The sequence below is a fragment of the Agromyces sp. Y575 genome, assembly GCF_059445445.1.
In genome coordinates, this window is record NZ_JCAIUI010000001.1 from 100,371 (window position 1) to 126,448 (window position 26,078).

23 protein-coding genes are annotated in these 26,078 nt (G+C 67.6%); all 23 read left to right on the forward strand.

Translation table 11 applies throughout. From position 1 onward, the window contains the following. Positions 1–56 precede the first annotated feature (56 nt). Positions 57–443 carry an SCO2097 family morphological protein gene (locus tag AC1C2U_RS00540; protein WP_495359774.1) on the forward strand — a complete coding sequence of 129 codons (387 nt, stop codon included), beginning with the start codon at positions 57–59 and terminating at the stop codon, positions 441–443. Between the two features lie 309 nt (positions 444–752). After that, positions 753–1,184, forward strand: coding sequence for a division/cell wall cluster transcriptional repressor MraZ (gene mraZ, locus AC1C2U_RS00545; RefSeq protein ID WP_115958231.1), 432 nt, complete (start codon positions 753–755; stop codon positions 1,182–1,184). 102 nt (positions 1,185–1,286) lie between these two features. Continuing rightward, positions 1,287–2,240: a 16S rRNA (cytosine(1402)-N(4))-methyltransferase RsmH gene (rsmH, locus tag AC1C2U_RS00550; protein WP_495359775.1), complete on the forward strand. Its 954-nt coding sequence runs from the start codon at positions 1,287–1,289 to the stop codon at positions 2,238–2,240. Further along, positions 2,237–2,830 carry a cell division protein FtsL gene (ftsL, locus tag AC1C2U_RS00555; protein ID WP_495359776.1) on the forward strand — a complete coding sequence of 198 codons (594 nt, stop codon included), beginning with the start codon at positions 2,237–2,239 and terminating at the stop codon, positions 2,828–2,830. The genes rsmH and ftsL overlap by 4 nt, the downstream gene beginning before the upstream one ends. A 24-nt stretch (positions 2,831–2,854) precedes the next feature. Continuing rightward, complete coding sequence (locus AC1C2U_RS00560) at positions 2,855–4,663, forward strand: peptidoglycan D,D-transpeptidase FtsI family protein (protein WP_495359777.1); 1,809 nt, start codon at positions 2,855–2,857, stop codon at positions 4,661–4,663. A gap of 13 nt (positions 4,664–4,676) precedes the next feature. Then, the gene (locus tag AC1C2U_RS00565) at positions 4,677–6,224 is read left to right on the forward strand and encodes a Mur ligase family protein (protein WP_495359778.1); all 1,548 of its coding nucleotides are present in this window, start codon (positions 4,677–4,679) and stop codon (positions 6,222–6,224) included. Further along, positions 6,221–7,633 carry a UDP-N-acetylmuramoyl-tripeptide--D-alanyl-D-alanine ligase gene (locus tag AC1C2U_RS00570; protein WP_495359779.1) on the forward strand — a complete coding sequence of 471 codons (1,413 nt, stop codon included), beginning with the start codon at positions 6,221–6,223 and terminating at the stop codon, positions 7,631–7,633. The genes AC1C2U_RS00565 and AC1C2U_RS00570 overlap by 4 nt, the downstream gene beginning before the upstream one ends. A gap of 73 nt (positions 7,634–7,706) precedes the next feature. After that, positions 7,707–8,807 carry a phospho-N-acetylmuramoyl-pentapeptide-transferase gene (mraY, locus tag AC1C2U_RS00575; RefSeq protein ID WP_495359780.1) on the forward strand — a complete coding sequence of 367 codons (1,101 nt, stop codon included), beginning with the start codon at positions 7,707–7,709 and terminating at the stop codon, positions 8,805–8,807. Further along, positions 8,807–10,348 (forward strand): UDP-N-acetylmuramoyl-L-alanine--D-glutamate ligase, encoded by a 1,542-nt coding sequence (gene murD / locus AC1C2U_RS00580; RefSeq protein WP_495360816.1) that lies wholly within the window; start codon positions 8,807–8,809, stop codon positions 10,346–10,348. The genes mraY and murD overlap by 1 nt, the downstream gene beginning before the upstream one ends. Then, positions 10,308–11,576 carry a putative lipid II flippase FtsW gene (gene ftsW / locus AC1C2U_RS00585; protein ID WP_495359781.1) on the forward strand — a complete coding sequence of 423 codons (1,269 nt, stop codon included), beginning with the start codon at positions 10,308–10,310 and terminating at the stop codon, positions 11,574–11,576. The genes murD and ftsW overlap by 41 nt, the downstream gene beginning before the upstream one ends. Continuing rightward, the gene (gene murG, locus AC1C2U_RS00590) at positions 11,573–12,673 is read left to right on the forward strand and encodes an undecaprenyldiphospho-muramoylpentapeptide beta-N-acetylglucosaminyltransferase (RefSeq protein WP_495359782.1); all 1,101 of its coding nucleotides are present in this window, start codon (positions 11,573–11,575) and stop codon (positions 12,671–12,673) included. The genes ftsW and murG overlap by 4 nt, the downstream gene beginning before the upstream one ends. A gap of 112 nt (positions 12,674–12,785) precedes the next feature. After that, a complete protein-coding gene (gene murC, locus AC1C2U_RS00595) occupies positions 12,786–14,189 on the forward strand; it encodes a UDP-N-acetylmuramate--L-alanine ligase (protein ID WP_495359783.1) in 1,404 nt (467 codons plus the stop codon). Between the two features lie 289 nt (positions 14,190–14,478). Beyond that, complete coding sequence (locus tag AC1C2U_RS00600) at positions 14,479–15,309, forward strand: cell division protein FtsQ/DivIB (RefSeq protein ID WP_495359784.1); 831 nt, start codon at positions 14,479–14,481, stop codon at positions 15,307–15,309. A gap of 172 nt (positions 15,310–15,481) precedes the next feature. Further along, entirely contained in the window at positions 15,482–16,672 is a 1,191-nt protein-coding gene (gene ftsZ, locus AC1C2U_RS00605; RefSeq protein ID WP_495359785.1) for a cell division protein FtsZ, read from the forward strand. Continuing rightward, positions 16,669–17,376, forward strand: a complete 708-nt coding sequence (locus tag AC1C2U_RS00610) for a YggS family pyridoxal phosphate-dependent enzyme (protein ID WP_495359786.1) — start codon at positions 16,669–16,671, stop codon at positions 17,374–17,376. Before ftsZ ends, AC1C2U_RS00610 begins: the two co-directional genes overlap by 4 nt. A 33-nt stretch (positions 17,377–17,409) precedes the next feature. Next, on the forward strand, positions 17,410–17,886 hold the full coding sequence (locus AC1C2U_RS00615; RefSeq protein WP_495359787.1) for a cell division protein SepF: 477 nt from the start codon (positions 17,410–17,412) through the stop codon (positions 17,884–17,886). 6 nt (positions 17,887–17,892) lie between these two features. Further along, positions 17,893–18,210 carry a YggT family protein gene (locus AC1C2U_RS00620; protein ID WP_495359788.1) on the forward strand — a complete coding sequence of 106 codons (318 nt, stop codon included), beginning with the start codon at positions 17,893–17,895 and terminating at the stop codon, positions 18,208–18,210. A 114-nt stretch (positions 18,211–18,324) separates the two neighbouring features. Then, positions 18,325–19,008 (forward strand): DivIVA domain-containing protein, encoded by a 684-nt coding sequence (locus tag AC1C2U_RS00625; RefSeq protein ID WP_495359789.1) that lies wholly within the window; start codon positions 18,325–18,327, stop codon positions 19,006–19,008. After that, on the forward strand, positions 18,998–19,609 hold the full coding sequence (gene lspA / locus AC1C2U_RS00630) for a signal peptidase II (protein ID WP_495359790.1): 612 nt from the start codon (positions 18,998–19,000) through the stop codon (positions 19,607–19,609). Before AC1C2U_RS00625 ends, lspA begins: the two co-directional genes overlap by 11 nt. Further along, the gene (locus tag AC1C2U_RS00635; RefSeq protein WP_495359791.1) at positions 19,609–20,529 is read left to right on the forward strand and encodes an RluA family pseudouridine synthase; all 921 of its coding nucleotides are present in this window, start codon (positions 19,609–19,611) and stop codon (positions 20,527–20,529) included. Before lspA ends, AC1C2U_RS00635 begins: the two co-directional genes overlap by 1 nt. A 77-nt stretch (positions 20,530–20,606) precedes the next feature. After that, positions 20,607–24,140, forward strand: coding sequence for a DNA polymerase III subunit alpha (dnaE, locus tag AC1C2U_RS00640; protein ID WP_495359792.1), 3,534 nt, complete (start codon positions 20,607–20,609; stop codon positions 24,138–24,140). Positions 24,141–24,186: 46 nt separating this feature from the next. Further along, entirely contained in the window at positions 24,187–25,494 is a 1,308-nt protein-coding gene (gene hisD / locus AC1C2U_RS00645) for a histidinol dehydrogenase (RefSeq protein ID WP_495359793.1), read from the forward strand. A gap of 78 nt (positions 25,495–25,572) precedes the next feature. Further along, positions 25,573–26,046, forward strand: coding sequence for a transcriptional regulator NrdR (nrdR, locus tag AC1C2U_RS00650; protein WP_495359794.1), 474 nt, complete (start codon positions 25,573–25,575; stop codon positions 26,044–26,046). The last annotated feature ends 32 nt before the right edge of the window (positions 26,047–26,078 follow it).

Sequence of the window (26,078 nt, forward strand, 5' to 3'; positions counted from 1 at the left end):
GGGGCAGGGCTAGAATGAACTCGGATGCGCCGATCCCGAAGCCTGAGGGGAGTGAGATGCCGCTTTCAGAGCAGGAACAACGTCTTCTCGAAGAGATGGAGCGGAACCTCTATCGCAATGACGCCGACTTCGTGCAAGCAGTCGGCGGCGTTCGAGGTCGCCGACCGAACTACCGGGCGATCGTGCTCGGTGTACTTCTCGCCGTCGCCGGTGCCGGCGCACTCATTGCGGGGGTGGCATCGCAACTGCTCATCGTCGGCGTCATCGGGTTCGCCCTGATGTTCGCGGGTGTGCTCGTCGCTATCACGCCGTCGAAGCGGGGCGCTGCCACGGCCGCACCTGCCGAGCCCGCCGCCGCGGCCCAGGGTAGCCGCCGCTCGGGCGGCGGCTTCATGGACCGCATGAACGATCGTTGGGATCGCCGCCAGGAGGGCCGCGACTGATCCCTCCACTCTCCACCACCTGAACGGGTCGATCTTCGGATCGGCCCGTTTTTCGTGCGCCGGGCGTCGAGATCGTTCGATCGGACCGCCCGGCCGGAGCCATCCGTCGCCGATCGTCGCCGATCACGCCCGTTCCCTGCCGGGCGCGGCGCAACTCCCTCCACTCCACTCCACGCCAGGCTTTCCCACTGTTGCCGGGAAACTCACAGGCGGTTGACGAGGAAAACGAGCGAATGTCGTTGATTGGTGGATGAGAGTGGAGTAAAGTGGGGTCACCTGGATTCTGGCCGGAGGAAAGGGGGTGATGTGGTGTTCCTCGGTAGCTATGAACCAAAGCTTGATGAGAAAGGCCGTGTCATTCTTCCGGCGAAGTTCCGGGAGGAGCTTTCGAGCGGCCTCGTGCTCACGCGCGGGCAAGAGCACTGCATCTACGTGTTCAGCGCACGGGAGTTCGAGAGCATGAGCGACAAGATCCGCCAAGCCCCGGTAACGAGCAAGCAGGCGCGCGATTACATGCGCGTCTTCCTCTCGGGGGCTTCTGCGGAGACCCCTGACAAGCAGCATCGCGTCACCATCCCCGCAACGCTTCGTGCGTACGCGGGCCTCGACCGCGACCTCACGGTCATCGGTACGGGCAGCCGGGTGGAGATCTGGGACGCGACGGCATGGGCGACCTACCTCGCCGAGCAAGAGGCGGCCTTCGCGGACACGGCGGAGGAGGTGATCCCCGGACTCTTCTGAACCTCGGGCTCCGACTCCCAGCCGGCCGCGCCTGGTGCACTTCCCCGCATCAGGACGAACGGATGGGGATCGGAACCCGAGGCCTGGAAGGCAAGGCAGATCATGGACATCGAACGCATTCACACCCCGGTCATGCTCGAGCGCACGCTCGAGCTCCTGGCCCCTGCCATCGAGGGCGACGGCGCCGTGCTCGTCGACGCGACGCTCGGCATGGGCGGTCACGCGGCCGCGCTTCTCGAGCGGTTCCCGAAGCTCACCGTCATCGGCCTCGACCGCGACACCGATGCACTCGCCATTGCACGCGAACGACTCGCGAAGTTCGGCGACCGCGCTCGATTCGTGCACACGGTCTACGACGGCATCGAGCGCGCTGTGCGGTCGGAGGGGTTCCGCGAAGTGCAGGGCGTGCTCTTCGACCTCGGCGTCTCCTCGCTCCAGCTCGACCGGGCCGAGCGCGGCTTCGCGTATTCGAAAGACGCCCCGCTCGACATGCGCATGGACTTCACGAGTGGTCGCACCGCCGCCGACGTCATCGCTGAAGAGAGTGAAGAGGAACTGCGCCGCATCTTCCTCGACTACGGCGAAGAGAAGCTCGCTGCGCGATATGCACGAGCCATCGTCAAGGCACGAGCGGATGCTCCGATCACCCGTTCATCCGAGCTCGTCGCCGTCATCCAGGCCGCGACCCCGGTCGCCGTGCAGCGTCAGGGGCACCCCGCCAAGCGCGTCTTCCAGGCACTTCGCATCGAGGTCAACGAAGAATTGTCGGTGCTCGAGCAGGCCATGCCCGCAGCACTCGAGACGATCGCCGTCGGCGGTCGCATCGTCGTGCTGGCCTATCAATCGCTCGAGGACCGCATCGTCAAGCGCGCGCTCAGCGCCGCATCGAGTTCCACTGCCCCTGCCGGACTGCCGATGGAGCTGCCCGAACACCGCCCCGTGTTCAAACTCCTCGTGCGGGGCGCCGAGCTCGCGAGCGAGGCTGAGCAGGCGGAGAACCCGCGTGCGAAGCCGGTGCGACTGCGCGCAGCCGAACGAGTGCGGAGGCCGTCATGAGTGCTGTGCCCATCCAGTCCCTCCCCGTGCCGCGCCGGGGCACCCCCGACCGCGCACCGCGGCGTCTTCGACCGGCGCCCGAACGCGCTGTCCGTGCCGTTCGCGCGAAGCCGAGACTCGCCTACGCCGTCATCGCCCTCGGGGGAGTCGCCGCCATCATCGTCGCCCAGCTGTTGCTCTCGATCGCCGTCACTCAAGGGGCATACGACATCGACGCGCTGCAGACGCGCCAAGCGGCGCTCGCCCGCGAAGAGGCAACGCTCGCAGAAGACCTCGACCGCGTCGAGTCTCCCCAGTTCCTCGCGACGAAGGCCGAGGGGCTCGGCATGGTGCCGAACTCGAGCCCCGTGTACCTCCGACTTTCCGATGGTGCGGTGCTCGGCCAGCCCACCGCAGCATCGGGCGGCGCGGGTGCATCCGCGCCGCTCGTCCCGAATGCATTGATCGACGGCGTGCCGCCTGGCGCCGAGCAGCCGTCAGGAGAGACTCCGACCGGGGGAGTTCCCGGCGATGCGGCGGCCGACGTACCTGCTGGCGCACCGGCAGCACCGCCCGCCGACGGGGGTCTGCCGACTCCCGCCACGCACTGACCGTACGACCATTGGGAAGGCTCGATGAACCGCACCAGCCGTCACCCGATGCGGCGGATCCTCTTCTCCGCGGCCGTGCTCGTCGCAGTGGTCGGCGTCTTCGTCGTGCGCCTCGTCGACATCCAGGTCGTGCGGGCGTCGGAACTCAATGAGCAGGCCCAGGACGCGCGCTCCCAACCGGTCACGGTCCATGGGGCGCGAGGCGACATCGTCGACGCCAACGGCAAGGTGCTCGCCGACAGCGTGATGCGGTACGACATCGTGCTCTCGCCGAAGCAGGCGTCGAAGGCGGTCGTCGAGCGCGAAGTGCCCGACCCCGACAAGCCAGGCGAGCTCAAGGACGTCGAGGTGCCAATGGCCGACCTCGCTGCCGAACTCGGCGCCGAAGTCGGCCTGACCGGCGACCAGGTGCAGGGCATCATCACATCAGAGCTCGCCGAGAACGCGAACGCCGACTACGCGTACGTCGCCAAGCTCGTCGACACCGAGACCTACGAGCGGGTAAAAGCACTCGAGATCCCGTGGGTCTACGCTGACGAGCACCCCAGCCGCCGTTACCCCAACGGCGCCGTCGCTGGCAACCTCCTCGGCTGGGTCGGCACCGACGGCGAGCCGGCGGCCGGACTCGAGCTCTCTGAGAACGAGTGTCTCGCGAGCGAGAACGGCAAGGTCAGCTGGCTGCACAGCCTGCAGGACTGGGTGAAGATCCCCGGCACCGAGACCGTGCACAAGCAGGCACGCAACGGCGGCACGCTGAAGCTCACGATCGACACCGACCTGCAGTGGGAAGTACAGCGCATCGCCCAGGCGCAACGCCAGGCCGTCGGCGCCTCGTGGGCGATGGTCACCGTCATGGAAGTCAAGACTGGTCGACTCCTCGCGGTGGCCGACGTGCCGACCGTCGACCCGAACGACCCCGCCGCCACCGACAAGGACGATCGCGGATCGCGGTCGTTCACCGCGCCGTTCGAGCCGGGCTCGACGTTCAAAGCTCTCACCGCGGCATCCGTCATCAATGCGGGCAAAGCCGACCCGCTCAGCCAGGTCGTCGCGCCGTACCGATACAAGCCCTCGAACGGAGCCGACATCAACGACAGCGCCCGTCACGACGACCAGCAGCTCACGCTCACCGGTGTGCTCATCGAGTCGTCGAACACCGGCATGTCGAAGTTCGGCGAGTTGATGACCGACCGAGCGCGCTACGACGACATGCTCAAGTTCGGTCTCGGGGCCGAGACCGAGGTCGGCTTCCCGGCCGAGGAGCCCGGCGATCTGCACGGCGACCCCGATGAGGACTGGGACAACCAGACGAAGTACGCCACGATGTTCGGTCAGGGCCTCACAACGACCGCCGTGCAGATCGCGAGCGCCTACCAGACCATCGCCAACGGCGGAGTGCGCATGCCGGTCAGCCTCGTCGACGGCTGCGTCAGCGATGACGGCACCGCAACCACACCGCCGTCGCAGGGCACCCAAGTCATCTCCCCAGAGGCCGCAGGGCAGACGAGCCAGATGCTCGAGCGCGTGTACCAGGATGCCTGGCTCTCCGACGAATGGAACATCCCCGGCTACCGCGTCGCGGCGAAGACCGGAACGGCCCAGGTGCCTGACGGCAACGGCGGTTACCTCAAGGAGTATCTCGTCTCCGTGTCGGGCTTCGCGCCCGCTGATGACCCCCAGTTCGTCGTTTCGGTGAGCTACATGAATGCCGTTAAGATGAATTCGTCCGCCGCATCCGCTCCCGTCTTCCAAGAGGTGATGAGCCAGGTGCTGAAGAAGTACCGGACCGTTCCATCCGGCGCCCCGGCGCCCGAGCTGCCAGCTACCTGGTGAGAAAGTTGGGTTCGTGACCGGATCGCCTCTCACGGCCCTCCGGCCGAAGCACCCGAGCGCTCGATCGCTCTCCGGCCTCGCCGAAGCGTTCGGGTTCGCCGTGCTCGGCGACATCAGTGGAATCGAGGTGACCGGCGTCGACCTGTCATCGAAGGCCGTACAACCCGGCGACCTGTACGTCGGCGTTCCCGGGCGCAACGCGCACGGCGCCGAGTTCGCGGCTGCAGCGCGCGACGCGGGCGCGGTCGCGCTGCTCACCGACGCCGCCGGCGCCGAGCTCGCGTCCGACGCAGGCCTGCCAATCCTCGTCACGGCCGAAGCGCGCGCCGCGCTCGGCGACGTCGCCGCGTGGATTCACCGCACCGCCGAGAACCCCGCGACTCTCTTCGCCGTGACCGGTACGAACGGCAAGACGAGCGTCGTCTACCTGCTCTACGGCATCCTGCGCCAGCTCGGTGTCACGGCCGGGCTCACCTCGACCGCCGAACGCCGCATCGGCGATGAGGCCGTCACGAGTTCGCTCACCACTCCCGAGGCGAGCGAACTGCACGCCCTGCTCGCCCGCATGCGCGAGGTCGAGGTGAGAGCCGTCGGCGTCGAGGTCTCCGCACAGGCGCTTTCACGCCATCGCGTCGACGGTCTCGTCTTCGACGTCGTCGGCTTCACGAACCTCACCCACGACCACCTCGACGACTACTCGTCGATGGACGAGTACTTCGAGGCGAAGCGCGAGCTGTTCCAGCCCGAGCGTGCGCGTCGCGGCGTGGTCACGATTGATTCGGAGTGGGGTCGTCGCCTCGTCGCAGAGTCGCGCATTCCGGTGACGACGCTCACGGCCGTCGATGGAGTCGACGCCGATTGGCGCATCACCGTGCTCGAAGAAGGCGCCGACCACACCTCGTTCCAGCTCGAAGGTCCCGGCGGACGCCGGCTCGAGACGCAGGTTCCACTGCTCGGGTGGTACATGGCGGCCAACGCGGCACTCGCAATCGTCATGCTCGCCGAAGCCGGCTACGATCTCGACCTGATCGCGGTGGCGCTCGAACGCGATGGCGGCGTCGACGCTTACATCCCCGGCCGCGCGGAGCGAATCTCGGGCGACCGGGGCCCCGTCGTCTACATCGACTACGGCCACAGCCCCGACGCGTTCCTGCAGACGCTCGGCGCCATCCGGCGCAGCACCGCCGGGCGCATCGTCATGGTCTTCGGCGCCGACGGCGACCGCGATACGACGAAGCGCGCCGAGATGGGCGCGATCGCCGCCCGTGGCGCCGACGTACTCGTCGTGACCGACTTCCACCCGCGGTTCGAAGATCCGGCGGCCATCCGCGCCGCGCTCATCGCCGGCGCTCGCACGGCCGTGCCCGAGCGGGAGATCCACGAGATCGCCGACCCGCAGGCGGCCTTCCGTGCCGCGCTCGCCCTTGCAGGCGAAGGAGACGCGATCCTCTATGCGGGCCCGGGGCACGAGGACTATCACGAGGTGAAGGGTGTGAAGATCCCGTATTCGGCGAGAGAAGACTCCAAGCGGGCGCTGCGCGACGCGGGGTGGCTGGAATGATCGCCCTGACCTTGGCCGAGATCGCCTCGGCCGTCGGCGGCGTGCTCCGGCTCGACGGCACGACCGCCGCTCCCGAGACGATCATCGACGGCACGGTCACGACCGACTCGCGTGAGATCGGAGTCGGGGGAGTCTTCGTCGCCAAGCGCGGCGAGTTCGATGACGGCCACCGTTTCGCGCCCGCCGCGGCGGAACAGGGCGCCGCCCTGCTCATCGTCGAGCACGCGCTCGAGCTGCCGGTGCCTCAGATCGTCGTCACCGATTCGGTCGACGCCCTCGGGTCACTCGCGACCGAGGTCGTGCGCAGGGTCCGCGAGCTTGGCCGTCTCCGCATCGTCGGCGTGACCGGCTCGAACGGCAAGACGACCACGAAGAACCTGCTGCGCACCGTGCTCGAGCAGGTCGGCCCGACCGTCGCCGCACGGGCGTCGTTCAACAACGAGGTCGGTGCTCCGATCACGATGCTCGAACTCACCTCTGAAACCGAGTTCCTCGTTGCCGAGATGGGGGCATCGGCGGTCGGCGAGATCGCCCGGCTCGTGCGCATGGCCCGCCCCGACGTCGGCATCGTGCTGAAGGTGGGCCTCGCACACGCCGGCGAGTTCGGCGGCATCGAACAGACCGTGCGCGCGAAGTCCGAGATGGTCACCGACCTCCTCGAGACGGATGTCGCGGTGCTGAACGCCGATGACCCGCGGGTGGTGCCCATGGCGGATCTGACGGCGGCGCGCGTCGTCTGGTTCGGATTCGGCGAGTCCGCCGACGTGCGCGCCACCGACATCCAGGCGCACGCACGCGGTACCGAGTTCATCGTCACGGTGCCGGGCGGCGAATCGGCACGCGTGCGCTTCTCGGTGCTCGGCGAGCACCACGTCATGAACGCACTCGCGGCGATCGCGGCATCCGTCGAACTCGGTGTACCGCTTGCCGCGGTCGTCGATGCGCTCGAGCAGGTGACGCTCGCCGAACGCTGGCGCATGCAGGTCATGGGCGGCCGCGACGGTGTGACGATCATCAACGACGCCTACAACGCGAGCCCCGACTCGATGTCGGCCGCACTCAAGACGCTCGCACAGGTGAAAGCGCCCGGCTCGCGCACGATCGCGGTGCTCGGCGAGATGAGCGAACTCGGCGAGTTCTCGGGCGAGGAGCACGACCGCATCGGCCTGCTGGCCGTGCGCCTCGGCATCTCGCAGCTCGTCGTGGTGGGGGCCGGCGCCAGGCGCCTGCACATCACGGCGATCAACGAGGGCTCGTGGGACGGCGAATCCGCCTTCGTCGAGTCCGCAGACGAGGCATTCGACCTCGTCACGGCTTCCGTGCGCCCCGGCGACACGGTATTGGTGAAATCGTCGAACGCGGCGGGCCTCCGCCACCTCGGCGACCGACTGGGAGAATGGTTCGCGTGAGCACTGTGCAGGAACTCGGCGGGACTGGGCAGATGATCGGCCTGCTCGAAGACCGATTGGGAGAATGGTTCGCGTGAGAGCACTGCTGACCGCTGGGGCGTTGTCGCTCGCCTTCACGCTGTTTCTGACCCCGCTGTTCATCCGGCTGTTCACGCGGCTCGGGTGGGGGCAGTTCATTCGCGACGACGGGCCGAAGAGCCATCACGTCAAGCGGGGCACGCCCACCATGGGTGGCATCATCTTCATCCTGGGCACGCTCTTCGGCTATTTCACCGCGACCCTGCTCGTGAGCGACGAGCCGCCGACTGCCTCGGGATTGCTCGTGCTGCTGATGATGGTCGGCCTCGGCCTGGTGGGCTTCGTCGACGACTTCCTGAAGACACGCAAGAAGCAGAGTCTCGGACTCGGCGGCTGGGCGAAGGTGGCCGGACAAGTGGTCATCGCGGCGACTTTCGCGCTGCTGGCGCTGCAGTTCCCGAGTCGGCAGGGGGGCGTCACCCCCGCCAACACCAAGATCTCCTTCATCCGCGATCTCCCGCTGGATTTCATGGTGTTCGGCACAGTCGTCGGCATCGTGCTGTACGTCATCTGGATCTGTCTGCTCGCCGTCGGCACATCGAATGCCGTCAACGTCACCGACGGGCTCGACGGGCTCGCCACCGGTGCGTCGATCCTCGCGATCGGCTCATTCGTGATCATCGGATTCTGGCAGTTCAACCAGTCGCGCTTCAGTGTCAACCTGAATCAGAACGATCTATACCGCAGCTACGACGTGCGCGACCCGCTCGACATCGCGATCGTGGCGACGGCGATCGTCGGCGGGCTCATCGGATTCCTCTGGTGGAACACGAACCCCGCGAAGATCTACATGGGCGACACGGGCTCGCTCGCGCTCGGCGGCGCGCTCGCGGCGCTCGCGATCGTCAGCCACACCGAACTGCTCCTCCTGCTCATCGGCGGCCTCTTCGTCATCGAGACGGGCTCGGTCATCGTGCAGCGCGCGTACTTCAAACTCACGCACGGCAAACGCATCTTCCTGATGAGCCCGATTCACCACCACTTCGAACTGAAGGGCTGGGCCGAGGTCACGATCGTGGTGAGGTTCTGGATCATCGGTGGCCTCCTCGTCGCCGCGGGCGTCGGCGCCTTCTACTTCGAGTGGCTGCAGAGCTGATGACGGATGCCGCAACTCCCGTGCCCGATCGCCTCGATTCGCTGATCAGCTGGAACGCCGACTGGTCGGGGCTTCGCGTCGTCGTGCTCGGACTCGGTGTCACGGGGTTCGCCGTCGCCGACACGCTCACCGAGCTCGGCGCGAAGGTGATGGTTGTCGCGCCCGAGGTCGACGACGACCGTGCCCGCATTCTCGAGGTGATCGGGGCGGAGCTGCTGCGGCATCCGCTCGATGCCGTGCCGACCTCGGTCGTGCAGTTCGCACCCGAACTCGTCGTCGCCTCACCGGGCTTGCCCCCCGATCATCCCGTGCTCGCATGGGCCGCGACCGAGTCGGTCGCGGTGTGGGGCGACATCGAGCTCGCCTGGCGCGTGCGCGACAAGGTCGAGGCTGCCGAGTGGATCCTCGTGACCGGGACGAACGGCAAGACCACGACCGTGCAGATGACGGCGACATTCTTGGCTGCCAACGGCCTGCGCGCGGCACCGTGCGGCAACATCGGGGTTCCGGTGCTCGATGCCGTGCGCGACCCCGGCGGCTTCGACGTGCTCGTCGTCGAACTCTCGAGCTACCAGTTGCATCATCTGCCGAAGACCGGACCAGGCGCGCTGCACCCGTGGGCGAGCGTCGTGCTGAACGTGGCCGACGACCATCTCGACTGGCACGGCTCACCCGAGGCGTATCGCGCCGCGAAGGCGACGGTCTACGAGAACACGAAGGTCGCGTGCGTCTACAACCGCGCCGACGAAGCGACCCGTCGCATGGTCGAAGAGGCCGAGGTCGAAGAGGGCGCCCGCGCCATCGGGTTCGGACTCGACGTGCCCGGCCCGAGCGACTTCGGCGTCGTCGACGGCATCCTCTGCGACCGGGCGTTCCTCGACGATCGTCGTTCGGCAGCGCTCGAGATCATCACGCTCGACGAGCTGGAGCCGCATGGACTCGCCGCACCGCACGTCGTGGCGAACATCCTCGCCGCGTCAGCGCTCGCGCGTTCGTTCGGGGTGCCGGTGGGCGTGATTCACGACGCGCTCGGCGAATTCCGGCTCGACGCGCACCGCATCGAGACGGTCGCGGTGTCTGGTGGCGTCCGCTGGGTCGATGACTCGAAGGCGACGAACCCGCACGCGGCCGAAGCCTCGTTGCGCGCCTTCGGCAAGGTGGTCTGGATCGTCGGCGGTCTGCTGAAGGGCGTCGACGCCGACTCGCTCGTCGCTGCGCACGTGGGGCGGTTGCGCGCGGCGATCGTGATCGGCGTCGATCGCGCATCCCTCGTTGCCGCGTTCCGCCGACACGCCCCCGAGCTGCCGCTCTTCGAAGTGGCGACGGATGACACTGAAACGGTGATGCCCGACGCGGTCGCCTTGGCCGTGAGGGTCGCTGAAGACGGCGACACTGTGCTGCTTGCGCCTGCTGCGGCGTCGATGGACCAGTTCGCCGACTACGGCGACCGCGGGCGGCGGTTCCATGACGCAGTCCGATCGATGCTGGGGGGTGAGGCGCATGGCGACGCCGCCCCGCGCGAACCGCTCCCAGGAGCCTGACCGGCCGGGCGTCTCCGCCGCCCGCATCCGGCTCGGCCGCGTGTTCCGCGTCGAGTCGGCCGACTACTTCCTGCTCCTCGGCACCACGCTCTTCCTCGTCGTCTTCGGACTCGTCATGGTGCTTTCGGCATCCGTCGTGCAATCGCATCTCGAAGACGAGAGCTTCTTCGCCCAAGCGTTGCGGCAGGCGCTCTACGCCGTCTTCGGCGTTCCGATCATGCTCATCGCGAGCCGCATGCCCGAGCGGTTCTGGATGCGGATCGCATGGCCGGTGCTCATCGTGTCGTGCTTCCTCCAGCTCCTGGTCGTGGCGACGCCGCTCGGCATCAAGGTCGGCGGCAACACGAACTGGATCCAGCTGGGGCCCCTGCAGTTCCAGCCGTCGGAACTCATCAAAGTCGCCCTCGTCATGTGGCTCGGGCTGATCGTCACGAAGAAGGCGGCGCTGCTCGGAAATCTCGTGCACGGCATCCTGCCGATCATCCTCGTCGGCGGCGGTGCGATCGGGCTCGTGCTGCTCGGCGGCGACCTCGGCACCGTCATGGTCATGGGGGCGATGCTGCTCGGCGCCCTGTTCCTCATCGGCGTGCGATTGCGGCTGCTGGTTCCACCGATCCTCGCCGCGGGTGTCATCTTCGTGCTCGTCGCGATCTCGAGCGAGAGCCGCCTCCGACGCATCACCTCGTTCCTCGACGCGAACTGCGAGAGCGGCGGCTCGGGCGACGCGGTCAGCGATTGCTGGCAGATCCAGCATGGCTCGTTCGCCCTCGCCAACGGCGGCATCTTCGGCGTCGGCCTCGGCAACTCGGCCGCGAAATGGTCGTGGCTGCCGGCCGCCGACAACGACTTCATCTTCGCCATCATCGGCGAAGAACTCGGGTTGATCGGCGCGATCGTCGTCATCGCCATGTTCGTGCTGCTCGCCGTCGCACTCAGTCGCGTGCTGCGCGGGGCTCGCACCCCGTTCGCCCGTGCCGTCTCTGCGGCGGTGCTCGTGTGGATCATCGGTCAGGCATGTGTCAATATCGGTGTCGTGCTCGGCGTCTTCCCTGTTCTCGGTGTGCCTCTGCCTCTCGTCTCGGCGGGTGGCACGGCTCTGCTCACCACACTCTTCGCGATCGGCATCGTGTTGTCGGTCGCCCGCGACCCCGATGCGGCTTCTCGTGCCGCCGCTCGGGCCGCGTCGCGCAAGAAGACACGCGCGGCGTCTGCGAGAGCACCGCGATGACCGTCTACCTCCTCGCCGGCGGGGGCACAGCCGGACACGTGAACCCCTTGCTCGCGGTCGCCGACCGGTTGCGCGAGCGCGACCCGGCGGCAACCGTGCTCGTGCTCGGCACGGCCGAGGGACTCGAGGCGCGGCTGGTGCCCGCTCGCGGTTACGAACTGCTGACCATCCCCAAGGTGCCGTTCCCGCGGCGCCCGAACCATGCGGCTCTCGCCTTCCCAGCGCGATTCCGCGCGTCGATCGAGTCGGTCCGCGCCATCATCGACGAGCGCAGGGTCGAAGTCGTCGTGGGGTTCGGCGGCTACGTCTCGACGCCGGCGTACCTGGCCGCACGCCGGGCCGGCATCCCGGTGGCGATCCACGAGGCCAACGCGAAGCCCGGTCTCGCCAATCGGCTCGGCGCCCGATTCGCCGCAACCGTCGGCGTCGCATTCGAGGGCACCCCGCTGCCCGGCGCCCGCCTCGTCGGCATGCCACTTCGTCGTGAGATCGAGACGCTCGACCCTCCCGCACTCCGCGATGATGCGGCCGCACATTTCAGTCTCGACCCGTCCCGGCCGGTGCTCCTCGCCACGGGCGGTTCGCTGGGCGCGCGCCGCATCAACCGCACGATGGTCGACTCGGCGGCCACGATCACGGCTGCCGGCTGGCAGGTGTTGCACGTCACGGGCGCGAACGCAGAGGTCGCCGACCCTGGCGTCGTGGACTATCGCATGGTCGAGTACGCCGACCGCATGGACCTCGCTCTCGCGGTCGCCGATGTCGCCGTCTCGCGCGCCGGCGCCGCCACGGTCAGCGAGCTCGCGGCGCTCGGCATCCCGGCTGTGTTCGTGCCGTACCCCGTCGGCAACGGCGAGCAGCGCTTCAACGCGGCCGGCGTCGTCGAAGCCGGCGGCGGCGTGCTCGTCGACGATGCCGCCTTCGTTCCCGAGTGGGTCGCAGCACAGCTGCTGCCGTTGCTCACCGATTCCGAGCGCCGTCGCGGAATGGCGGCAGCCGCGGCATCCGTCGGGTTCCGTGACGGCACCGACCGCATGGTGGCGCTCGTCGACGAGGCGCTCGGCGAGGCAGCCGGCGACCGCGCGCGAGGCGCGTAACGTTGAGTGAGCGGATGTCGCGGCATCCGCTCCCATCGAATCCAGCGCCTGTCGGGCGCACCCGCGAACGACCGACCGCATTCCGACCGTACCGAGGAAGAACAGCCGCACCGTGACGATCAAGCCCGACCTCTCAGCCCCGATCCCCGCCGAACTCGGCGCCGTGCACTTCGTCGGCATCGGCGGATCGGGCATGAGCGGCATCGCGCGGCTCATGCTCGGGGCGGGGCACCGGGTCACGGGCTCCGACGCTCGCGATTCCGACAACATCGCCGCCCTCCGGGCGCTCGGTGCAGAGGTCGCGATCGGCCATGACGCGGCGAACCTCGCCGACGACGTCGACACGGTCGTCGTCACCGGGGCGCTCTGGCTCGACAACCCCGAATACCAACTCGCCCTCGAGCGCGGTCTGCCGATTCTGCACCGCTCGCAGGCCCTCGCCGCACTCATCGCGGGCCAGCGGCTCGTCTCGGTCGCCGGCGCGCACGGCAAGACCACCTCGACCGGCATGATCGTCACCGGCCTGCTCGCGCTCGGTGAAGACCCGAGCTTCGTCAACGGCGGCGTCATCGAAGAACTCGGAGTCTCTTCCGCGTCGGGCGACGGTGAGCTGTTCGTGGTCGAGGCCGACGAGTCCGACGGCTCCTTCCTGCTCTACGACACCTCGGTCGCGCTCGTGACGAACGTCGATCCCGACCATCTCGACCACTACGGTTCGCTCGAGGCGTTCGAGCAGGCCTTCGTCGATTTCGCCGATCGGGCCCGAGAGTTCGTCGTGATCTCCTCCGACGACGTCGGCGCGGCACGGGTGGCCTCGAGACTCACGCACGAGCGAGTGATCACCTTCGGCGAGGCGGCGGATGCGACGGTGCGCGTGCACTCCATCGCAACCGACGGGCCCGTGGCATTCGCCGTCTCCTACCTGGGTTCCGACTATCGCGCCCAGCTCCGCATCCCGGGGCGGCACAACGCGATCAACGCGGCGGGCGCGTTCGCGGTGCTCGTGGGCCTCGGCTTCGAACCCGGGGCATCCCTCGCCGGCATCGCGCGGTTCGCCGGCACCGGCCGACGTTTCGAACTGCACGGCACGGTCGGCGGCGTGAGCGTCTATGACGACTACGCGCATCACCCGACCGAGGTCGCAGCCGCGCTATCGGCTGCACGAACGGTCGTGGGGGAGGGGCGCATCATCGCGGTGCACCAGCCGCACCTCTACAGTCGCACGCGCATCTTCGCCAAGGAGTTCGCGGAGGTGCTCGAGCAGTACGCAGACGAGACCGTCGTGCTCGATGTCTACGGTGCAAGGGAAGACCCCGAGCCCGGCGTGACGGGAGCCCTTGTGAGCGAGCGTTTCGACGACCCCTCGCACGTGGCATTCGTGCGCGACTGGCAGGAGGCCGCCGACTACACCGCGGGAATCGCACGTGCCGGCGACTTCGTGATCACCCTCGGCTGCGGTGACGTGTACCGTCTCGTGCCGCAGCTGCTCGGGTCGCTCGAGCAGCAGCGCGGATGACGGTGGTGCCACGGTGAAGCGGCCGGAGGGGTTCGACGGGCCGGTCGCGCGCGCACCGCGCTCGAGGCGTCCGGCTTCCCCGGATCCTGCCGACGCGGGCCGCCGGCCGGCATCGGCCGGCGCATCCGAACCAGTGGTTTTCCGGGCCGGAGCGACGAAGCGCGCCAGCGCCCCGAGTTCGTCCTCGTTCGATCCCGACCATATCTCGACCGAGCCGATTGATGTCGTCACCGCAGCCCCGGTGTCTTCGATCGTGCCGGGATCGTCGCGACAGGGAGTTGCCGCACCAGTGCCCGATTCACAGGCGGACGCTCCCGCCGATGGCCGAACAGAAGCCGACCGGCTGCCACGGGATGCACGGGCCGCCAAGCGTGCGGTCGCGGCCGCCGCGAGGGAACGGCGCCGCTACGAGCGCCACGAGGTTCGCCGCTTCACGAAGCGGTCCCGGCGCCGGCGCATCGGCTGGTCGGTCGTGCTCGGCTCCGTCGCGGCGCTCGTCGTGGTGGTCGCGGTTGCCGCCTACTCGCCGTTGATGGCGCTGCGCGAGGTGCGCGTCGAGGGCGCATCGCGCATCCCTGTCGCCGAGGTGCAGGCGGCGTTCTCAGACACCCTCGGCACCCCGCTACCGCTGATCGCGAGCGCCGATGTGCTCGCTGCGCTCTCGGACTTCCCCCTCATCGAGACGTACTCGACGGAGACCATCCCGCCCGGAACCCTCGTCGTGCGAATCGTGGAGCGCGTTCCGGTGGGTGTCGTCGACACCGGCGAGGGACTCGAACTCGTCGACGCCGCGGGCGTCGTCATCGAACGCCCCGCCGAACGGCCTGAGGGGCAGCCGCTCATCGTCGCGGAGGGTGGAGTCGCGGGCGAGGGATTCCGTGCCGCCTCGGCGGTGATCAGGAGCTTGCCGGCCGAGGTGCGCGCCCAGCTCGTGGGGGCATCGGCCGCGACGGCCGACGATGTGCGCCTGGAGCTCTCGACGGGGGCGACCGTCGTGTGGGGAAGCTCCGAGGATTCCGCGCAGAAGGCGACGGTGCTCGCCAAGCTCATGGTCGCCGCTCCGCCCGATGTGGTCGGCGAGTACGACGTCTCGTCTCCGACGAGCGCCGTCACGCGGTGACCGAGGGGCCTGCGAGGCTGTTTTCGGGCTGATCCGGGACGCGGTTCGCGACACGCGGGCGCGCCTTGCGCAGGAGGGTAGGCCGGGCACCTACCGTCAATTTCAGGAATTGCATACTCAGCAAAACTTTAACCTTCGACTAGAGGTTCAGAGTTCGCACGGAAGGCCGGTCATGTCGACAAACCAGAACTACCTCGCCGTCATCAAGGTCGTCGGCATCGGCGGCGGCGGTGTCAACGCCGTCAACCGCATGATCGAACTCGGCCTCCGCGGAGTCGAGTTCATCGCGATCAACACCGACGCGCAAGCACTGCTCATGTCGGATGCTGACGTCAAGCTCGACGTGGGGCGCGACCTCACGCGTGGCCTCGGCGCGGGCGCAGACCCCGAGGTCGGCCGACGCGCCGCCGAAGACCACGCGGAAGAGATCGAGGAGGCGCTCGCGGGCGCCGACATGGTCTTCGTCACCGCGGGCGAAGGCGGCGGCACGGGCACGGGTGGTGCGCCTGTCGTCGCTCGCATCGCGAAGTCCATCGGCGCGCTCACCATCGGTGTCGTCACGAAGCCGTTCGGCTTCGAGGGCAAGCGACGCCAGACGCAGGCCGAACAGGGTGTCGCACGCCTGAAGGAAGAGGTCGACACCCTCATCGTGGTGCCGAACGACCGGCTGCTCGAGATCAGCGACCGCGGAATCTCGATGCTCGAGGCGTTCGCGACGGCCGACCAGGTGCTCCTCGCCGGTGTGCAGGGCATCACCGACCTGATCACCACGCCGGGCCTCATCAACCTCGACTTCGCCGACGTCAAGTCGGTCATGCAGGGTGCGGGCTCCGCGCTCATGGGCATCGGATCGTCGAGGGGGGCCGATCGTGCCATCAAGGCCGCGGAGCTCGCCGTCGCGAGCCCACTGCTCGAAGCATCGATCGACGGCGCGCACGGTGTGCTGCTCTCGATCCAGGGCGGATCGAACCTCGGTATCTTCGAGATCAACGACGCTGCACGACTCGTGCAAGAGGCCGTGCACCCCGAGGCCAACATCATCTTCGGTGCCGTCATCGACGACACGCTCGGCGACGAGGTGCGGGTCACCGTCATCGCGGCGGGCTTCGACGGCGGCGAACCGGGAGCGAAGCCCGTCGAGGCGCGGCGCACGAACTTCATGCCGGCAACAGTCGGTGCAGCTGTCGGAGGCGGGGGCATCTCGAGCGAAGCAGCCGATGTGATCGCCGAGATCGACATCGACGAACTGGTCGAGACAGCCAACTGGGGTGAGGTCGAGTCGAGCACGGCAGACCAGATCGTCTCCGACCCCGCGTTCGACACCGATGACGACGACCTCGACATCCCCGACTTCCTGAAGTGAGCAACATCCACGGCCGGAGCGCCGCGGCGGGCGCTGACACGCTCGCCGGGCGCCTGGTCGAGGTGACCGGGCGAATCGCGGATGCCGCGGCCGACGCCGCTCGTGACGCGAGCGAGGTGACGACCATCGTCGTCACCAAGTTCCAGCCTGCGACACTCGTCGCCGAGCTCGCGGCGCTCGGGGTGCACGATTTCGGTGAGAACCGCCATCAGGAAGCGCAAGCCAAGGCCGCCGAGCTCGCGAGTCTCGACCTGCGCTGGCATTTCATCGGCCAGTTGCAGAGCAAGAAGGCCAAGCAGGTGCGTGGATACGCTTCGGCGATCCACTCGGTCGACCGCGCTGCGCTCGTCGACGGGCTCCGTTCCGACGAGGCATCCGTCGACTGCTTCGTGCAGGTGAACCTGACCGATGACCCCGGCCGGGGCGGCGTCGCCCCCGATGCGCTCGAGTCGCTCGTCGAGCGGGTGCTCGGTGCGCCGGGGCTCCGGCTTCGAGGGCTCATGGCGGTCGCCCCACTCGGCGAGCCTGCGCGGCCCGCGTTCGCGCGCGTGCGAGAGTTCTCCGAACTCGTGCAGTCGTTGGAGCCCACTGCGAGAGATCTGTCCATGGGGATGTCGCACGATTTTCGCGACGCGATCATGGAGGGTGCGACACACCTGAGAATCGGAACGGCAATCACCGGGAATCGGCCGGTCGCCGGTTAACCTCGAAGAGACGGAACACAGACGGAGGCAGCGATGTCGAACCCGCTCAAGAAGACCATGGTCTACCTCGGACTCGCCGATGAAGAGCTCGAAGAGGAGACCCAGCAGGCACACGCGCCCGCGCCGGTGACACCGGTCGTGACCGCGGCGCCTGCACCGCGGACCGGCGCGGCGGTCACACCGCTGCGCAAGAACCATGTCCAACCGAGCACACCGCAGGCGGAGATGAACGAGATCCTGACCGTCCACCCGCGTCAATACCGTGACGCGCAAGTGATCGCCGAGTCCTTCCGCGAGGGAGTACCGGTGATCATCAACCTCTCGCAGATGTCGGATGCCGACGCTCGGCGTCTCATCGACTTCGCCAGCGGCCTCTCACAGGGCCTCTACGGCAAGATCGAGCGCGTCACGAGCAAGGTGTTCCTGCTCTCGCCCGCCCACGTGGTCGTCTCGGGGGAGACCGGCGAGAGCGAAGGCGACGTCGACGCGTCGTTCTTCACGCACGCGTAGCGCCCCGTGGGTGCTCTCGTCGTCGTTTGGAACATCCTCTACGCGCTGCTGCTCATCTACTTCTTCGTGATGTGGGGGCGGTTCGTGCTGGATCTGGTGCGCACCTTCAACAGGTCGTGGCGCCCGAGAGGCGCATGGCTCGTGGTCGTGGAGCTCCTCTACAGCCTCACCGATCCGTTGGTGCGCTTCTTCCGGCGGCTCGTGCCGCCGATTCGCATCGGCCAGATCGCACTCGATCTGGGCTGGAGTCTGGCTATGCTCGTGGTGATCGTGGCGATGACCGTGGTGTCACTATTGGCACAGGCAGCGGCCGTGCCCGGCTGATGATCTCCTCCGAGCATGAGGTCGAGATGATCGGCACTCACGACTCCGAGGATGTCTTTGCTACCGTTAGCTGAACGTGATCGAACAGTTCGACAGATTTGAGGGTGGAAAGCCATGGCGCTAACTCCGGAAGATGTGGTCAACAAGCGCTTCCAGGCGACGAAGTTCCGGGAGGGGTACGACCAAGATGAGGTCGACGATTTCCTCGACGAGGTCGTGGTCGAGCTTCGTCGACTGACCAGCGAGAACGAAGAGCTGCGGCAGCGGCTGGCAGCGGCCGAGGCCCGTGCTGCGGATGCGTCGAAGGCGCCGGCTGCCTCGGCGCCGACACCCGCGGTGTACGCCGCGCCGGCTGCGCCGCCTCCCACCGTCGCGGTGCAGATGCAGCAGCCCGCAGCTCCGCAATCGGACTTCGACGAGCAGACGAGCACCACGAACCTCCTGCAGCTGGCCCGCCGGCTGCACGAGGAACACGTGCGCGAGGGTATCGAGAAGCGTGACGCGCTCATCGCCGAGGGTCACGCGACTGCTGCGCGAGTCGTCGCCGAGGCCGAAGCGAAGCAGCGCGCCCAGATCGGCGTGCTCGACCAGGAGCGCGTGGCGCTCGAAAAGCGCGTCGACGAGCTTCGCCTGTTCGAGCGCGACTACCGGGCGAAGCTGAAGAACTACATCGAGGGCCAGCTTCGCGAGCTCGACACGGCGGCCCCGGTGCAGGCGTCGGGCAACCAGGGCTTCTCCGCTCCCGCGGGCTTGCCCGCTGAGCAGCCCGCACCGACCTTCCAGGGCTTTGGAGGCTGAGCGGGCCGTCAAGGTCGGCTCAACCACAGCACTCCTCGTCGTGGCCGGCGCCGCAATCGCGGCGTACGGCCTCGACCAGTTGAGCAAGTTCCTCGTCGTCACGAACCTCACCGAAGGTGAGATCGTGCCCGTGCTGGGAACGCTGTTGCAATGGCAGTTCGTGCGCAACCCCGGTGCCGCGTTCTCGTTTGCGAGCGGCATGACGTGGATCTTCACGATCCTGGCCGCGGGGGTCATCACCTTCATCGTGTGGTTCGCACGGCGCATCCGCTCGGTCGCTTGGGCCGTCGTGTTCGGACTCCTCCTCGGTGGCGTGCTCGGGAATCTGACCGACCGGCTCTTCCGGGAGCCGTCCTTCGGCCTCGGGCACGTGATCGACTTCATCTCGACGCCGTGGCTCATCCCGGCCATCTACAACGTCGCCGACATGGCGATCGTGTCGAGCATGGTGCTCTTCATGATCCTGACGATTCGCGGCATCGGCCTCGACGGCTCGCGTCAACCGCGCGAATCCAAGGCCGCCGAGACGGCACCGGCTACGCCGGAGGCGACCGCAGGCGAGGGCGATGCCGGGCTGCGCGAAGCCGCCCACGGCGCCTGATGGAGCACCGTTCCTTCCCTGTTCCCGACGGCCTCGAGGGTTCGCGCGTCGACGCGGGCCTCGCAAAGCTCCTCGGGTTCTCGCGCACACTGGCCGCGGAGATCGCGTCCCGTGGCGGAGTGAGCCTCGACGGGGCATCCGTCGACAAATCCGACCGCCTGCGCGCCGGCGCCTGGCTCGAGGTGAGTTGGGAGGAGCCGCGCGGTCTCACGATCGAACCGATCGCGGTTCCCGACCTCGGCATCATCCATGACGATGACGACCTCGTCGTCGTCGACAAGCCGGCGGGAGTCGCAGCGCACCCCTCGGTCGGGTGGGCCGGGCCGACCGTCGTCGGAGCGCTGGCCGCCGCCGGATTCCGCATCTCCACTTCCGGTGCACCCGAACGCCAAGGAGTCGTGCACCGCCTCGACGCGGGCACGAGCGGGCTCATGGTCGTCGCCAAGTCGGAGCGCGCATACACCGACCTGAAGCGACAGTTCCACGACCGCGAGGTCGAGAAGATCTATCACACGATCGTGCAGGGCCATCCTGATCCGCTCGCCGGCACGATCGACGCGCCAGTCGGCCGGCACCCCCGCTCGGAGTGGAAGTTCGCGGTGACCGCCGACGGCAAGCACGCGGTGACCCACTACGAGACGATCGAGGCGTTCCCGTACGCGTCGCTGCTCGAGGTGCATCTCGAGACGGGCCGCACGCACCAGATCCGTGTGCACATGGCTGCCCAGCGTCACCCGTGCGCGGGCGACTCGATGTACGGCGCCGACCCGACGTTGTCTGCCCGGCTCGGCCTCGAGCGGCAATGGCTGCACGCGAAGCAACTCGCGTTCGTGCACGTCGGCAGCGGTGAATGGACGACCTTCGTGTCGGAGTACCCGGCCGACCTCGCACACGCGCTCGACGTGCTGCGCGGGGACTGACGCGCGGTCGACCTGGGCCAGGCGTCACCCGGTCGCCGTAGACTTCAAGGACCCCCGAAACACACTCGCCATACACGATGAGGAGCCCAGTGGCCGCCGATTCCTTCGCCCACCTGCATGTGCACAGCGAGTACTCGATGCTCGACGGTGCAGCCCGGGTGGGGGAGCTCATCCAAGCGGCGAAGAACGAGGACATGCCCGCCGTTGCGATCACCGACCACGGCAACGTGTTCGGCGCCTACGACTTCTGGAAGCAGGCGACCGACGCCGGCATCAAGCCGATCATCGGTACCGAGGCCTACATCACGCCGGGCACGGCGCGCGGCGACAAGACACGCATCAGGTGGGGCAGCGGCGGTGGCGACGACGTCTCGGGCTCGGGTGCCTACACGCACATGACGTTGTTGTCGGAGACGACAGAGGGCATGCACAACCTCTTCCGTCTCTCGAGCCGCGCGTCGATCGAGGGCTACTACTTCAAGCCGCGCATGGACCGCGAGCTGCTGTCGACATATTCGAAGGGACTCATCGCGACGACCGGATGCCCGTCGGGTGAAGTGCAGACCCGGCTGCGACTCGGCCAGTACAACGAAGCGGTGAAGGCGGCATCCGACTTCCGCGACATCTTCGGCAAAGAGAACTACTTCGCCGAGATCATGGACCACGGCCTCGGCATCGAACGCCGCATCATGGAAGACCTGCACCGGCTCGCGAAAGACCTGGGCCTGCCGCTCGTCGCCACGAACGACCTGCACTACACGAACGCCGCCGACGCGAAGAGCCACGCGGCCCTGCTCTGCGTGCAATCGGGCTCGACCCTCGACGACCCCAACCGGTTCAAGTTCGACACCGACGAGTTCTACCTGAAGACCGCGGCCGAAATGCGGCACGTCTTCCGCGACTTCCCCGAGGCGTGCGACAACACCCTGCTCATCGCCGAGCGTTGCGACGTGCAGTTCAACACCAACGCCAACTACATGCCGCGTTTCCCGGTGCCCGACGGGGAGAGCGAAGACACCTGGTTCGTCAAGGAGATCGATCGCGGGCTGGCCGTGCGCTACCCGAACGGCATCCCCGCCGAGGTACGCACACAGGCCGACTACGAGGTCGGCGTCATCCTTCAGATGGGCTTCCCCGGCTACTTCCTCGTCGTCGCCGACTTCATCAACTGGTCGAAGAACAACGGCATTCGCGTCGGCCCGGGCCGAGGTTCGGGTGCCGGCTCGATGGCGGCGTACGCGATGCGCATCACCGACCTCGACCCCCTGCAGCACGGCCTGATCTTCGAGCGGTTCCTGAACCCCGATCGTGTATCGATGCCCGACTTCGACGTCGACTTCGACGAGCGTCGTCGTGGCGAGGTCATCAAGTACGTGACCGAGAAGTACGGCGACGAGCGTGTCGCGCAGATCGTGACGTACGGCACGATCAAGGCGAAGCAGGCGCTCAAAGACTCGGGCCGCGTGCTCGGCTTCCCATTCTCGATGGGCGAGAAGCTCACGAAGGCGATGCCGCCCGCGGTCATGGGCAAAGACATCCCGCTCACCGGCATCTTCGATACGAAGCACCCGCGGTACAAAGAGGCCTCTGATATTCGGGCGATCGTCGAGACCGATCCCGAGGCGAAGACCGTCTTCGAGACGGCACTCGGCCTCGAGAACCTGAAGCGCCAGTGGGGCGTCCACGCGGCCGGCGTGATCATGTCGAGCGATCCGCTCGTCGACATCATCCCGATCATGAAGCGCGAGCAAGACGGCCAGATCGTCACGCAGTTCGACTACCCTGCATGCGAAGCCCTCGGCCTCATCAAGATGGACTTCCTGGGGCTGCGCAACCTCACGATCATCGACGACGCCCTCGACAACATCGAGGCCAACCGTGGGCACCGCCCGGTGCTCGAAGACCTCGCGCTCGACGACCAAGGCGCTTACGACCTGTTGGCGAGGGGCGACACGCTCGGGGTGTTCCAGCTCGACGGCGGTCCGATGCGGTCGCTCCTGCGCCAGATGAAGCCCGACAACTTCGAAGACATCTCCGCCGTCATCGCGCTCTACCGTCCGGGGCCCATGGGCGCGAATTCGCACATCAACTACGCGCTGCGAAAGAACGACCTGCAAGAGATCACCCCGATCCACCCCGAGTTCGAAGAGTCGCTCCGAGAGATCCTCGACACGAGCTACGGCCTGATCATCTATCAGGAGCAGGTCATGGCGATCGCGCAGAAGGTCGCCGGGTTCTCGCTCGGTCAGGCCGACATCCTGCGCCGCGCGATGGGCAAGAAGAAGAAGTCCGAGCTCGACAAGCAGTACGCGGGCTTCTCGGGAGGCATGAAGGCCAACGGCTATTCCGATGCCGCAATCCAGAAGCTCTGGGAGATTCTCCTCCCGTTCTCGGACTACGCCTTCAACAAGGCCCACTCGGCCGCCTACGGCGTGCTGAGCTATTGGACGGCGTACCTCAAGGCGCACTACCCGGCCGAGTACATGGCGGCACTGCTCACGAGTGTCGGTGATGCGCGCGACAAGCTCGCCCTCTACCTCAACGAGTGCCGGCGCATGGGCATCAAGGTGCTTCCGCCCGACGTCAACGAGTCGATCGGATACTTCGCCGCCGTTGGTGAAGACATCCGCTTCGGACTCGGCGCGGTCCGGAACGTCGGTTTCAACGTGGTCGAAGCGATCCGCAGCGCACGCGAGACGAAGGGCCGGTTCGAGTCTTTCCACGACTTCCTGAAGAAGTCGCCGCTGCCGGTGGCGAACAAGCGCACGGTCGAGTCGCTCGCGAAGGCGGGCGCGTTCGACTCGCTCGGACACACACGTCGCTCGCTCGTCGAGATCCACGAGGGCGCTGTCGAGTCGGTCGTGAAAGAGAAGCGTGCCGAGGAGGTCGGCGACTTCGGCTTCGACTTCGACAGCCTCTTCGACGACGACGAGCGGGATGCCGCGCCGTCGCTCGTGCCCGCGCGTCCCGAATGGCCGAAGAAGCAGAAGCTGGCCTTCGAGCGCGAGATGCTGGGGCTCTACGTGTCCGACCACCCGCTTGCGGGACTCGAAGCTCCACTCGCGAAGCATGCGTCGACCACCATCACCGATCTGGTGACCTCGGATTCGACGCAGGATGCCGACACCGTCACGGTCGCGGGTCTCGTCACGAGCGTTCAGCACCGCATCGCGAAGGCCTCGGGCAACCAATACGGCATGATCACGGTCGAAGACTTCTCGGGCGAGATCACGGTGATGTTCATGGGCAAGGCCTACCAGGAGTTCGCTCCCGGCCTGCAGGCCGATTCGATCGTGGTCGTGCGCGGGCGCGTCAGCATGCGTGACGACGGTATGAACCTGCATGCCTACAGTGTGTTGACGCCCGAGATCGGTCAAGACGAAGATTCGGGCATCGTGAAGATCACGCTGCCCGACCAACGGGCGACGCAAGAGACGACAGAGGCGCTCCGAGAAGTGCTCGTACGTCATCATGGGGAGACCGAGGTTCGGATCACGCTGACGAAGGGTCGCGTCGGTCGTGTCTTCGAGGTCGGACAGTACCCGGTCAAGGTGACCGCTGACCTGTACGGCGAGCTGAAGAGCCTGCTCGGCCCGAACTGCCTCGTGTGAGGTGAGCATGGAGCCGGTCACGACACGTCGGTATTCTTGAGACATCATGTTGCGCACCATCGATCTCCGTGGCACCCGACCGACTCCGGCGGGCCTGCTCGCCCTCGTACCGAGATCGGCGACCGATGTGTCCGCCGCGCTCGACGCCACTCGCTCGATCATCGACGAGGTGCGCGAGCACGGCGAGACGGCACTGCTCGACCAGGCAGAGCGGTTCGACGGCGTTCGTCCGGCAGCGGTGCGCGTGCCCGCAGCTGAACTCGCCGCAACGCTCGATGGGCTCGCCCCCGAGATCCGCTCGGCCGCGCTCCAGACGATCGATCGCGTGCGCGCAGCGAGCGCGGCGCAGGTGCCGGCACCGCAGACGACCGAGCTCGCGGCCGGTGCCGTCATCGAGCAGCGCTGGCAGCCCGTCGCCCGCGTGGGTCTCTACGTGCCGGGCGGCAAAGCGGTCTACCCGTCGAGCGTGATCATGAACGTCGTGCCGGCACAGGTCGCCGGAGTGCGCTCGATCGCGCTCGCCTCGCCGCCCCAGTCCGAGTTCGGTGGACGCATCCATCCGACGATCGTCGGTATCGCGGCGCTCCTCGGCATCACCGAGGTCTATGCGATGGGCGGCGCCGGGGCGATCGGCGCGTTCGCGTACGGCGTCGAGGGCATCGGCCTCGAGCCCGTGCAGCGCGTCACGGGGCCCGGCAACGTCTACGTGGCAGCGGCCAAACGACTCGTGCAGGGGGTCACCGGCATCGACGCAGAGGCCGGCCCCACCGACATCCTCGTCATCGCCGACGAGAGCGCCGACGCTGATTTCGTGGCGGCCGACCTCCTGAGCCAGGCAGAGCACGACGAGCTCGCAGCAGCCGTACTGGTGACCGACTCACCCGAGTTCGCGGCGCGCGTGAGCGAACGCCTCGAGGCCCGGGCGAACGCCACCAGACACAGCGTGCGCGTGCGCCAGGCGATCGACGGTGCGCAGTCGGCAGTCGTGCTCGTCGATGATCTCGAGCAGGCCGCCGACTTCGCGAACGCCTTCGGCCCCGAGCACCTCGAGATCCAGGTGCGCGATGCGGATGCGACGCTCGCACGCATCGAGAACGCAGGCGCGATCTTCGTGGGGGCGTTCTCACCCGTCAGCCTCGGTGACTACGCGGCCGGCTCGAATCACGTGCTGCCGACCGGCGGTCAGGCACGGTATGCGTCGGGACTCTCGGCGGCGACGTTCCTGCGGCCGCAGCAGATCGTGCGGTACGACGAGACGGCACTTCGCGCAGTCGCTCCCGTCATCGCCGCACTCTCGACGGAGGAAGACCTTCCGGCGCACGGGGAAGCGATCACTGCTCGCTTCGAACGATGACACGAGCGCGCTGACGTTCGAGGGCCGGCGGCCCAGCGGCGAACACGTGCGAACCACCGCCGCTAGGCTTGGAGCACCATGTATTGTCCGTTCTGCCGCCACCCGGATTCCCGCGTCATCGACTCGCGCACGAGCGACGACGGGCTCTCGATCAGACGCCGACGCCAGTGCCCCGAGTGCGGACGCCGGTTCTCGACCACCGAGACCGCGAGCCTCGTCGTCATCAAACGTTCCGGCGTCGTCGAGCCGTTCAGTCGAGAGAAGGTCGTGCTCGGCGTGCGGAAGGCCTGCCAGGGGCGTCCGGTGACGGATTCCGATCTCGCGGTACTCGCGCAGAAGGTCGAGGAGACCATCCGCTCGACGGGCGCGTCGCAGCTCGAGGCGAACGATATCGGCCTCGCGATCCTGCCCCCACTGCGTGAGCTCGACGAGGTTGCGTACCTCCGATTCGCGAGCGTCTACCAGGCCTTCGACTCGCTCGACGATTTCGAATCCGCGATCGAACAGCTTCGCGAAGAGCACGGCCGGCTTCCGGCCCGACCCGTCGAGTGACGTCGGGTCGCGTGCTCGCACTCCGATAACCT